At 63.4% G+C, this 13,030-nt stretch carries 5 protein-coding genes; all 5 read left to right on the top strand.

The features are described from left to right. Positions 1-223 precede the first annotated feature (223 nt). The 5 genes from rlxS to ACWNC0_RS06975 all read left to right on the top strand — a co-directional run bounded on the left by rlxS (position 224) and on the right by ACWNC0_RS06975 (position 13,030). Positions 224-2,155: a relaxase/mobilization nuclease RlxS gene (gene rlxS, locus ACWNC0_RS06995; protein WP_449474558.1), complete on the top strand. Its 1,932-nt coding sequence runs from the start codon at positions 224-226 to the stop codon at positions 2,153-2,155. Between the two features lie 437 nt (positions 2,156-2,592). Continuing rightward, on the top strand, positions 2,593-3,918 hold the full coding sequence (locus ACWNC0_RS06990; RefSeq protein ID WP_449470562.1) for a DNA cytosine methyltransferase: 1,326 nt from the start codon (positions 2,593-2,595) through the stop codon (positions 3,916-3,918). A gap of 258 nt (positions 3,919-4,176) precedes the next feature. Beyond that, positions 4,177-6,033: a hypothetical protein gene (locus tag ACWNC0_RS06985; RefSeq protein ID WP_449470560.1), complete on the top strand. Its 1,857-nt coding sequence runs from the start codon at positions 4,177-4,179 to the stop codon at positions 6,031-6,033. Beyond that, a complete protein-coding gene (locus ACWNC0_RS06980; protein WP_449470559.1) occupies positions 6,030-7,550 on the top strand; it encodes a hypothetical protein in 1,521 nt (506 codons plus the stop codon). The genes ACWNC0_RS06985 and ACWNC0_RS06980 overlap by 4 nt, the downstream gene beginning before the upstream one ends. Continuing rightward, entirely contained in the window at positions 7,547-13,030 is a 5,484-nt protein-coding gene (locus ACWNC0_RS06975; RefSeq protein ID WP_449470557.1) for a hypothetical protein, read from the top strand. The genes ACWNC0_RS06980 and ACWNC0_RS06975 overlap by 4 nt, the downstream gene beginning before the upstream one ends.

Here is a 13,030-nt window from a genome sequence, read left to right as displayed (position 1 = left end):
GATCTGGAATGGTGAGGAGGAGGGAAGAGAGGGGAAACAAGATAAAGGCAGTGTCTCGCGACACTGCGTAAGCAACTGTCTGCACATCCTTTTTTCGAGAGACAGGCGCGCTCCCAAGCGAGATATAATACGCGCGAATGGCGGAAAATCGCCATTTTCTGTTCGAAATCGCGAGACTTTGCGGCTTGGTCATGTCTGACGATGACTTTACGCCGAAGCTCGGCTGGAAGCGCGGCAAGGACGGCAAGCGCGTCGTCAAATATGGCGGCCGCATCGTTGCCGCGGCACGGCTTGCGGGCACCAAGAGGGGGGGCGGTCGCGCCGCTTCGATGGCAGCCGGATCGGGCGCGGCGCGAGCATCGGGCGGCTGCTTTCCAGCCGCGATCGACTGGCCGGATTTCGGGGGCGCCGGGCGGTGATCAAGGCGAGCCTAATCCGCCTGCAAGGCAAGGCCGGTCAGGTCGCTCGCGCGCACATGCGCTACATCCAGCGCGACGGGGTTACGCGCGAGGGGTTGCCAGGCGAGCTCTATGGTCCCGAGACCGACCGCGCCGATGGCGACGATTTCCTGAAACGGACCGCCGGCGACCGTCACCAATTTCGCTTCATAGTGTCCGCCGAGGACGGCGCCGAATATTCCGACCTCAAACCCTATGTCCGTCGCCTCATGACGCAGGTCGAGCAGGACGTGGGCACCCAGCTCGACTGGGTCGCCGTTGACCACTTCAACACCGAGCGCCCGCACACCCACATCGTCCTGCGTGGTGTCGACGAACACGGCGACAATCTGATCATCGCGCGGGAGTATATTTCGCATGGCCTGCGCGAGCGCGCTTCCGAGCTGATCACGCTGGATCTCGGGCCGCGAACCGATCAGGAAATCGAGGCCCGACTCCGCCACGATGTCGATCAGGAGCGCCTCACCGCGATCGACCGAAAGCTGCTGAGGCGAATGGATGGTGAGCGCGTGGTCTCTCCAACCGACAACGATCCCTTCCTGCAGTCGGTGACGGCGGGGCGCTTGCGCAAGCTCAAGGCCATGGATTTGGCCGAGGATATAGGCGGCGGTCGCTACCGACTTGCAGACGGGATCCAGGATACATTGCGGCGCATGGGCGAGCGAGGCGACATCGTCCGCCTCATGCAGCGCGAGCTGACCGCGCGTCGCCTGGAACGTGCCGGAGTCGAGCAAGTGGTGACGACATCCGTGAGCGAACCGATCATCGGCCGCGTGATTCATCGCGGCTTTTCCGACGAGCATCGTGACCGCCACTACCTGATGATCGACGGCATCGATGGCCGGGTCCATTATATCGACGTCGGACGGGGAGACGGGCTGCCGTCCGTGCCCGAAGATGCAACGGTCAGAATCGAGGCGACGAGGCTGCAATCAACACAGTCGGACCGCACCGTCGACGCGATCGCCCGCGCCAATGGTGGCCAGTACTCGGTCGACCTGCACCTGGCGCACGATCCGACCGCTAGCGAGGTATTCGCGATCAGCCATGTCCGCCGGCTGGAAGCGATGCGGCGCGCCGGGGCCGGGCCCGAGCGACTGGCGGATGGAAGCTGGAAGATTTCCGCCGATCACCTGGCGCAGGCGGAAGCCTATTCCCAGCGCCAGCAGCGTGACCGGCCGGTGACGCTGTCGATATTGTCCCAGACACCTATCGCCGAACTGGCTTCAAGCGAGGCGCCAACGTGGCTCGACCATCAGCTCGCCGAGGGCGCCTTGTACGCCCCGCGCGACATAGGCTTTGGCCGAGAGGTCAGGACTGCGCTTGCTGCCCGCCGGCAATGGCTGGTCGAGCAGCAGCTGGCCACCGGGGATCGCGAGACATTTAGGCTTAGAGAAGGCGCCGTTGATGCGCTACGCGATCGTGAATTGCGGCGTGCTGGAGAAGGCCTTGCGGACCGGCTCGGCAAGCGTTTTGAGCCTGGCCGGATGGGAGAGCGGGTTGAGGGCATTATCGCGCGTCGCGTCGAACTCGAGAGCGGCAGCTACGCGCTTGTTGAACGGTCGCGCGATTTCACGCTCGTACCCTGGCGCGATGTTCTCGAGCGCAACATCGGCAAACCCGTATCGGGGGTCATGCGCACGGACAGCATCAACTGGAAGCTTGGGCGGGGACGGTCCGGCCCGGCAATCACGTGACCGCCGATTACCCGACCCCTCACGCCTTTTGATGGCGCTCCACTGCATCAGCGCTGTCATCTTCGGGTACGCCCTCAGATGTCTCGATGTTGATCTCGAGATCGTCGAACTCCTCCATGATCGAGGCGATAGTCGTTGCACATCGATGATTAGCGCATCCCAACCGTTGCGACTCGATCTCGTTCTAGTTATGTTCGCACAATGGGCACCACTGCAACCTTGATGCTAGGGGCAGGTCTTGCAGGATACTCTCGCACGCAAAAGGAAAGGGGTGCCACCGCGGCGATGATGGCGATAGCAAGGGGCGATATTCATTGCTATGCCTGCACCTCGCGCGGGGGCAGGTTGTCATTTATCGGACCCAAGAAGAACGAAGCCCGATACCTCGTTCTGCCTTGCCCGCTAAGTCACGGGCATGAAATGGATGAGTGGTTCGAATGAAGGCGCGGAAGTTCATAGACTTGTTCTCGGGTTGCGGCGGATTGTCACTGGGCTTGTCGATGGCCGGCATGCAGGGCCTCTTCGCCGTCGAGCGCGACCCGATGGCCTTCGAAACGTTCGCGGCGAATTTCGTGTCCGGCTCACTCACCCAGCGGCATGCATTCGAATGGCCCAGCTGGTTGCAGCAGCAAGCTTGGGGCATCGACGAGTTACTGAAGCAACATAAGAAGGAGCTCCGGCAGCTCCGCGGCCAAGTCGACATTCTCGCGGGCGGTCCGCCATGCCAAGGCTTCAGCTTCGCGGGTCGACGCATCGAGGACGACCCGAGAAACCAGCTCTTCGAGAAATATGTCGAGGCGGTCGATGCTATCAGGCCAGCGGCACTGATACTCGAGAACGTGCCCGGAATGCGCGTCGTCCATCGCCGCTCAAATATCGTCGAGATTCCCTTCGGGCCGGCGCCCAAGAAGCGCTCGTTCTATGACAAGCTGGCCGAGAAGCTTGATGGCATAGGCTATGAGGTGGAGGCCATCCTGGTTGACGCTTCCCGGTTTGGCGTACCGCAGCGCCGCTCGCGCCTGATCGCGATTGGGGTTCGAAAGGATCTTTCGCACTGGCTGGACGGCGGTATTGCGCGCGTCTTCGCGCTGATCGAGGAGGAGCGCGTGAGGCAGCTGGCACTCCTTGGCCTCGGCGAGTCCGTTTCGGCTTTCGATGCAATATCCGACCTTGAGACCGCAGGCACGGAACTGCGGCCTTGCGAGGATCCGGAATCCGCCCGCGGGTTCCTCGAGGCAAGGCGGGGCGAGGCAACATCCGGCTACCAGCGCCTGATGCGGGGCGATAGCGAAGACACGCCAAACAGCATGCGCCTCGCGCGGCACCGGGACGACGTCCGGGAGCGCTTTGCGCGAATATTGGCGGAGTGCCGCCGCGGCGTCCGCATGGATGATGAGTCGCGCCGCAGCTACGGCTTGAAGAAGCACCGCATCTACCCGATGTCGGCGACGAACCCGGCCCCCACGATCACGACTCTTCCGGACGATGTCCTTCATTATTCGGAGCCCCGCATCCTAACTGTGCGGGAGAGCGCTCGGCTCCAGTCCTTCCCGGACTGGTTCCAGTTCAAGGGCAAGTACACGACGGGCGGGGACCGGCGGACCAAGGAATGCCCACGCTACACGCAGGTAGGAAATGCAGTCCCGCCATTCCTTGCCCGCGCGCTTGGCAGTGCCCTCGACAAGGCTCTCGCCGAAATCGAGCTGACCAGCAGGCTCTTCGGCCAGACCTCGACGCAGCCCGCCCTGGCTGCGACGAGGTAGCGCGTGGCATCGCAACTAGCCGAGGCGCCCTTTCCCGCGCAACTCCTGGAATGGGCTGGCAACAGGTCGGGAGGCGTTCGCCGGCCCTTCGACGAGTCGAGCGGGCGCCCTGGTGGCCAGGAGGTCTTCAGAACAAACCTGCTAGCCAAGCTCGGGCTGTGGTGCGCCGAGATCGGTACAGCAACGCCAACTGCGCCTCGCGTTATCCTGCTGGTGGGCGGTCCAGGCAACGGGAAGACCGAGGCAATCGAGAGGACCATGGGATGGCTCGACGCGGCGATGGGCGCCGATGGGGCGCTCCTGGCCGAATTGTCTCGAGCGTTCCGGCCTGCGGATAGCAAAGTAACCAGGCTGGTGTCGGTCGATGCCGGCCAGCTTGCCCGGCCAGCGCGCGGGTCGCTGCCCTTGTCGATCGTACAGGACGCCTCCTTCGTCGCCGATGGCAGCGGGAAGCCTGCCGCCGAGCTATTGCTCGACGAGCTCGATGCCGCCTGCTCGGATGCCGCCTCTGGACTCTACCTTTGCTGCGTCAACCGTGGCGTGCTCGACGATGCCCTGATCGTAGCGACCGAGAAGGGAATGCTGGCGCCCCGCGCCCTGATCGAGAAAGTCACGCGCGCTGTCAGCCTCCTGCCGGACGCGCCGCCATGCTGGCCCCTGGAGGACCATCCAGCCGTTGCCGTGTGGCCCATGGACATGGAGTCCTTGATGGTCGGGGTAGAGGAGGGAGAGCCGTCCCCTGCCGGGCAGGTCCTTCGCCACGCCATCGACGCCAGTCGTTGGCCAGCGGCTGGGGCCTGCGAGGCTGGCTCGCGTTGCCCATTTTGCTCAAGCCGGGAGCAACTGTCCCACGGCCGGGAGGAAACTGCGTTCCTCTCGATGCTGCGCTGGTATGAACTTGGCAGCGGCAAGCGCTGGAGCTTCCGCGATCTGTTCTCGCTGTTCTCGTACATGCTTGCGGGACACCGGCACGAAACCCGCGCGTCGGACCTCATGCCCTGCGCCTGGGCAGGACGACTCGCCGTGGCGGACGACCAGGCTGTGCGCAATGCCAAGCCATCGATGCGGACATCCTCCGCAATCTTCGAGCTCGTGGCCGCCCAGTACCAACATGCCTTGTTTCACCTCTGGGACCGAGATGCTGGACCGTCGCTGCTGAAGGACATCAAGGAACTTGGGCTACAGGACAACAACACGGCCATGGGCCTACAATGGTTCCTGACGTCACGGCGCTCGCCTTACCTTCCCGGCATGATTGACGGTCTGCTCGATAGCTTTGCGGGGCTTCTCGATCCGGCCCTTGCGCGACCAGACACAGTCGTCGAGGTCAGCCGCAATACGCATTACCGGCTCCGGGACATCGACACTCGCTTCAGCCGCTCGGTCGCCGAGGGGCTCGAGCATGTTCGCAAATCCAGGATCTTGACCTCGCTTGAAGTCGAGTTGCTTCGCAGGCTCGCCGAGCTTGATACGCACCTATCGAGGCAAGATGTCCGCAAGAAGCGCCCAGCGACGGCCACGCGCGTCCAGCGTCTAGTCCGGGACTTCGCGTGCCGGCTGGTACGAAGGTCGATCGGCGTCCGGACGATGACGGTTCTGGACGCCCCCGTGCTTCAGGAATTCCAGGAGGTCGTCGAGGACCAGCGAGATGACGGTGTTTTCGAGGTCGCCCGCGAGATTGAATTTCTGCTCAACAAGGCACAGGAGTTCGAGGTGTCCCTCACCACGACCTTTGGCCAGCCATTGCCACCTTCCTCGGTGCAGGCGCTTCTCGTCGTCCCGAGGCGCCATGTCCAGCCAGCCAGTCCGAACACGGAGGGGCGGCCAGCGGCTCCGTTGCGATTCCTGGAAGTCGGCGAGGGCAATTCGGCTCAGGACGTCGCCTTGACCTACGAATTGTTCAAGGCTGTGAAGGACATAAAGCGGGGATTGTCCAATGCCTCGCTCCCGCGGTCGGTCCTCGCGCTGCTCGACACGACTGGCGCCCGCCTTGCAGGCCCTATCGTGCGGGATGAAACCGTATTGCGCAGGGCCGAGATCCGGCTCGGAACCGGGATCACGGTCGAGCAGCGGCGCTCAGGGTTCGGGGTCGTTGGCGGGAGCAGCCGTCGATGACGTTGGCCGCATTCCGCGAAGCTCCTTGGAGCAAGTCGCACGGCGCCTATGGAAGCGGTGCACTGGCAATGACACCGGCGCCCGAGAACTCAACCTCCGAAGTTGTGCTCTCGTCGCTCTACCGTGTGATCGGGTTGCCAGGGGCCACCGAGCGGTCCGTACCATCGCAGGGCACGAGGCTACAGGGGCTAATCAGGAGGGAGCGCGAGAAGAAGAATCCAGCGGCAAAGGGAGCACTGGACGCGGACAGCTTTGATACCTTGCTCAATTCGCTCCTGGAGAGTCCGAAGCGCCCGAACCAGTCCGCCAAGCGATTCCTCCAGGTCACCCCCCTTGTGCCGCAAGTCGCGGTGTTCTCGGGTTCCCCCAGGCTGAATGGCAGCCCTTGGACGCCCGGCACGCTTGTGCGACGAATGATCTGGCTGGGCTCGCCGGACCACGCTTCGGCGGAAGAAACCTGGCGACGCTTGTTCGACGCGCTCACCGTCAGGGATGACGACGATGTATTTGCTCGCTTCCTCCAGTCAGAGGTCGAGGCCTGGCTGCCCGAGCCCGCTTGGGCGTTTGTGCCGCCGCCATCCGAAGGCTTGCCCGGTAGTCCGGACATAGGCTCCGGTGCCTTTCCTGCCCGGCAATTCGTCCATGACTTGAATTCGATTGTGGCCTCCAAGGCCCTGCTCACCAGACGCCAATGGACCAGCTTGCTCGAGGCGGTGCTTCGCCTGGGGACTGTCGCCCACGTCGTGTGGCTGTGCGAGTTGCACTCAAGAGTGTGGGCATGCTTGTCGGAAGCGCTGAACGGCGCTGGCCCCGCTACCGCGGAGGATGCTCGCAAGCGCATGTTCCCCGAGCAGTTCTCCTTTCTTCCGCTATCGAGCAAGCCGCTGCCGGGTATCCGGGATAGCATCTCCCGATACCTTGCCGCCCGGCTTGGGATCAACGCCGTACTCTGGGCACTTCAGGACAAGCACGTGGACCCAGCAGACCTGCTTGGCTCTGCCGCTGGCCTAGCGATTACTTGCGATCAGGTTCGACGAACCTGCACCGGCCAGCTCGCACTGGACATCCGCGAGACGGTAGAGGACCTGATCGACAGGGAAACCAGGACGCTCCTGTGCCGGAGAGGGGTCGGCAAGAATATCGATGAGTTCGTGACCTACAGCCTCCAGCAGCGGCAGACGGCAAATCCGAGGTTGAGGGGCTACGACCAAGGCTACATCCTCCGGAAGCGCGGCACCTATGCCAACAGCCCGTGGATCACGTCCCTCGGGCCCGTCGCCACCATCGCCCTAGTGCACTGCTCACTCGCAGGCTTGGGGGGGCCGCGTTCGGTCCACCGGCTTGCCCAGCACCTTGCCCAGTACGGCGTTACCATGGACCATCGCGACATCCCGCAGAATGAACTTGGCCACCAGCTCCGGATGCTCGGGCTGGTGCTGGACAGTCCGGATGCGGAGAGCGGGATGTTGCTTGTCCCCCCATTTCGCCAGGCGATGCCAACGGGAGCCGGCGCATGAACAAGCTCGCATCCGTCCTGGCGGATCGCATTCGATCGCAGCTCGGTGCAGCATCCACGCCGGATGGACCGCGCGAGATACGCCTAGTCTTCCTGGGTCCGCCGCATGAGCTCATGAGCGGCGTGTTCGACGAACTCGTAGCCATGTCCGGCGATGCGCCACCAACCCACCTGCCGTTTCTCCTGCAGGTTCCGCGGGACAAGCTGGCAAGCGGGAACCCTTCGCTAGGGGCGTCCGGATGGTGCGACGAAGACCATCTCCTCGTCCTGCGCAATACTCCTGACCATGCGAGCTACGTCGCCCTCCTGCCGCCGGGCGAGCACAAGATCCTCTCGGTCGACACGACAACAGGCAAGTTCGGGGTCGCCGAGCGCAACAACGGGGGCAACGCGACATTTGAGTCCTGGTGGGAGGACAGTTTCGTCCAGAGTTTGGTGCTTCAGGCAATCTCCCAAGCGGGTATTCCAGACGCGCAGGTCGAGGAGGCAAGGCAACTAGTCGAGGCTGGCGCCCGCGCGGCCGATGAAGTTGAGTCCGGCAGCTCGCCCCGCGAAGGCGCGTGGCGCCTACTCTCGAGGTTGTTCTCGATCGGCCCGGCCAGCGGTCTAATGCCAGGCGTGGCGCTTAGCCTTGCGTGTGGAATGCCGCCGATGCGAGCCGGAACCCTGGCAGCCAGGGAACAGATTGGCACGCTCAAGAGCATTGCTGAGGCCATGACCGAGGGCTTCCGGAGAAGCGTGGATCGATTGTCCGATGGCGCCAGCTATGATGACCAACAACATCTGGCCGGATTCCTGGAGCAAGTCCGCTCGACATGCGAGGTCGCCACGACTTTCGAGCGAGCAACGCCCGCGTACTATAGGCCAGCAAGCTGGCTTGAACTATCGGCTCCACCCTCCTGGTGGGCCTCGCTTGACGTCGAGAAGTGGAGCGAGCTGCTCGCCGAGGAGCCGTCCTCGGCTGGTGACATCGCAATGATATGCACTAACTCGCTGGCCGATCTCAGCAAGGCAATGCCCGCGATAGTCTCGCGCGAGGTGGAACTGAGATTCGAAACCAAGGGCGGTGACCCAAGCGGGGCGACCATCGAGGTCAACCGCACGCCTGCTGCCGGGAATGGGCTGGTTGGCTCGGTGGCCGCCGATGGCGAAGATATTCTTCTAGATGCCGGTCCGCCGGCGCATAAGCTTCCACTAACCTACAAGGCGACTGCCGACGATTTCAAGCCGGGGTCCATGAAGGTGATCTCGCTGGCCACCTGGCAGCCGGGAATCGTGGTGGCATGCCGCCTGGCAAGGAAGTTCTCGCCGCCGCGCAGGCCCGCCAAGCGCGGCGCCAAGGCGTCTTTGGAATGGGAAGCAAGCCTGAGCCTCCCGGGGCCTGGCAGGTACGAATTGCTCGTCTTCGCTTCCCCGGGCGTCACGCTTGACGCCACGGGACAGGTGTCGGCCGACCAGCCGGATGGCAACGTTGGTGCACCGGCTGCCGTCGCGCTCCGGTCGGCGAGCGTTGAAATGTTCCGGGCCGAGATAGAGGCCGACGGGAATTGCCAGCTCGACCTTGGATTCTCGCGCGCCGACAAGAATGGCACCCTCACGCGGGAGAGCTGCCGGACTTACATTACTTGCGAAGACGTGCCGGAAGTTGGGTGTCGCAGTGAGTTCGAGCGCCTTATCAAGGCCAACCGGCGCCAGCTGGAGAGCTTCGACGCGAAGGCCGTCATTCCCGTCAACCGGGCCGTGCGCTCGACGATGCTCCAGGATTGGATTCTCGCCAGTGACAGCATTCGGCAATCCTACCAGCCAATCGTGCTTGCCGAGGACTATGGCGACCACTGGTCACCTCCCAACTGGGGAGTCGATGGGGGACCCGTCTTGTCGCGCGGATCGTTCATCCAGGATCCCCGGCCGGAGCCCCTCGAATTCAATCCGCCCATCGACTTCCTCGATGCCAGGGAGGAAATAGCCCGGCGCGTTCGCGGCGATGGGGACCAGTCGGGCGTCTTCGAGACGGCGCGCCTTGGGGAGTGGGCGATGCGCGACGAGCAGTTTGCCGCGCTCGTGGAGAAATACGTCGATGCCTACCAAGCGTGGTTGGCGTCCGATCCCGAGATAGCATGCTGGTCTGACGTCCTGGCGGTAACCTCCCTGGATGCAAGCGGTCGCAGCCTTGCCAGGGAACCGGTTGCCATAATGCTCTCGCCAATGCACCCGCTCCGCGTGGGCTGGCATGTGGTGGCCCAGCGGATCCTTGCCGAGGCGGACGAGGCAGGCAAGCCTTGCCCGGCCGCTAGCGTGCTCGATCCCGACTGCGTCCCCGACATCCTGGCGCTCCATCTTCGCTCGCCCGCCGGCCTAGACCAAGTCGACTATCTGGCGGTCGAGAATGGCACCGACTACTGGTCAGTCCTGTGGAACGGCCGGGAACTCGAGAAGCTGCCCGAGCGCTCGCTCGCCGAGCCCTTCGGCGATGCCTTCGGAATCAGCGTCGGAGGGATTTCGGTAGGGTTCAGCGCTGCACAGGTGAAGCGAGCACTGGACGACGTCTCGGACCTGCTGGCGGCAAAGCCAGTGATCGCGGTTGCCATCTCCAGCGCTGGCGGGACAACAGACGCCTGCAACCAAGGCCTCGTAGACTGGTGTACCGCGCGATTCCAGGAGGAATCGCGCAAGCCGCGGAGCTTGGCAGTCGGGCCTAGGTTCATTGAGGTGTTCGACGATCGCCCCCAAAGTGCGCGGCCGGACGACGCAACGATCGCGAACCTGTCCGAGGACACTGCGAACAGCGTCCGCTGGTATCTCGACCAACCAGATGGCGCAGTGCCTGACCTGGGGATTATCGCGCAGCTCGACATGTCCGAGCCGCGGTCCGAGCGAGTCGACGGTCGCACCCCGCTCGGCTTGGGCGGTATGATCAGGCACCGCGTCCGGAGGCAGCTACCTGGGGCCTTTCTTGCGGAGTCCAGGCAATCGACTGCCTCAGGCCCCTCCGGCGAGGTCCTGCCAGACAAGGTCGCCAGCCTGTTGTCCGCGATGGAGAACCTAGGGCCGGCAAGGACTGGCTTGCAATTCGCTCCCAACGTGCACGAGGTCCAGCATATGCTCAGGGAGCGCCGGACCGACTTCGTGGCGGTTTCCTCTGCTGCGATAGACCCGGCCTGCTTCCTCGGCGGGTGGCTTGAGGGAGCCTACCTGTGGGACTTCGACCTTCCATCGTACTCACATCGGGCGGGCGACACGAACGGCTATTACTTGCTCTCCCAGGTCACCGACGCAGACCGTGATGCCCTGTCGCAGGCCCTCGCCAGGCTCCCCGGATGCGACAAGCTTGGCATTGAAAAGGTGCAGGACGTACTGCTTGAGGTAGCGCGCCGAGGCATTCCAACCATCAAGGGCCTCGCGGGCGATGACGCCGGCGCGACTGGGGACCTCGGGATCTTCGTGGGCGTGCGCTTTTTGCAGGACCGCTTCCGCGGAAGCCAGCATGAGGGAGACGGACTGCTTCCCGTGATTGGTGGGTCGGCCGACGATGCGACCATCGCCATCGTCGTGCCGGTGGACCCATTCCGTGGGTACATTGGCGACTTGTGCAAGGCGCTCGGCAAGGAACGCGGCGACCTTACGCAGCTCCGGCCTGACTTGATTGTCGTGGGCATTGACCTTTCCGGCGGCAATGTGCGCATCAAGCTAACCCCGGTCGAGGTGAAATGCCGGCCCACATCGCGGTTTGGCGCCACGGAGGCGGTCGATGCGTTGGCGCAGGCAAGGGCCTTGTCCTCGCTGCTACAGGCAATGCAGCGGCACGATGAGCAGCCACGACTGTGGGCCCTTGCGTACCAGCACCTGCTTTTGTCGATCATCGGGTTCGGCCTTCGCGTATACAGCCAGCATCACGATGTGATCGGCCATGCGGTGCGATGGTCTGACTTCCACGAACGCATCGCCCGTTCAATCCTCGGGGGCGGGGACGCCGTCGAAGTCGATACCCGCGGAAGGCTTATCATCCTCGACGACAATCCCACTAGCAAGCCGCAGGACTTCGATAACGACGGCTTCGAGGAGACAATCGTCATCGGCCGCAACGATGCCGGTAAGGTCGTGGCGGACGACCCAGCGTCGTTCTACGACATGGTCCGGGCTCGCCTTGGCGACTGGCAGCTAATGCCGGGAGCGGTCGTCGCAGTCCCTGCCGCGGAGCCTCCCGAGATATCTCCCGGGCCTATGGAAGACAGGGCGAGTGAGTCAGGCGCTGCCGATGAAGGGCCGCTCGCGGAAGTTAAGGCAACAGACAGCCAGACGGCCGCACCAGTTGACAGCAACAAGCGTGCAGCAGAGCCCGTTGGATCCGGCGTCATCCTCGAGGTTGGCCAAACGATCGACGGTTTCCGTCCGCGCGACCTTGAGCTGAATATATCGGACACGCGCCTAAACCAGCTGAACATCGGCGTGGTGGGAGACCTCGGTACAGGCAAGACCCAGCTGCTCAAGTCATTGATTGCGCAAATTGCATCGTCGGCCCCGGAGAACCGCGGCCACCCGCCGCGATTCCTGATTTTCGACTACAAGCGAGACTACAGCAGTGAAGATTTCGTCGCGGCGACAGGCGCGCGCGTCGTCCGGCCACATCGTATACCCCTCAACCTATTCGACACGCGGACAAGCGGAGACGTCCCGGCGCCTTGGTTCGATAGGTTCAGGTTCTTCGCGGACGTATTAGGCAAGATCTACTCGGGGATCGGCACCGTCCAGCGCGACAAGTTGAAGCGAGCAGTGAAGGAAGCCTACGACAGCGCAGCGCCGGGCGTCCCTCCGACGCTGCGCGAGGTACACACGGCCTACCATGAGATCGTGGAGGGGAAGCCGGATTCGCCAATGTCGATCATTGGCGACATGCTGGACATGGAGATCTTCGAGGAGGACCAGTCGAAGACGGTACCGTTCGACAGTTTCCTCGACGGGGTCGTGGTGATAGCTCTGGACGCTCTAGGGCAGGATGACCACAGCAAGAACATGCTGGTCGCCGTGATGCTCAACATGTTCTACGAGAACATGCTCCGGGTTCCCAAGCGCCCCTTCCTTGGGCAGGATCCGCAGCTGCGAGCGATAGATTCCTACCTGCTGGTCGACGAAGCCGACAACATCATGCGCTACGAGTTCGACGTGCTGCGCAAGCTACTGCTCCAAGGTCGGGAATTCGGCACTGGTGTGATTCTGGCCTCGCAATACCTCCGGCATTTCAAGGCCGGGGGCACCGACTACCGCGAGCCGTTGCTAACCTGGTTCATCCACAAGGTCCCGAACGTGACTCCAACGGAGCTCTCTGCACTTGGGCTGACGGCGACTGCATCCGAGATGGCCGAGCGCATCAAGGGTCTCGGCAACCACCAGTGCCTGTACAAGTCATTCGACAGCCCTGGCGAGTTCATCCGCGGCTACCCATTCTACGAGCTCGAGAAGGCACGGGGGGAACGCGAGCACTAG

The sequence above is a fragment of the Sphingobium chungangianum genome (assembly GCF_977014255.1).
This window is presented reverse-complemented; position numbering and strand designations above follow the sequence as displayed.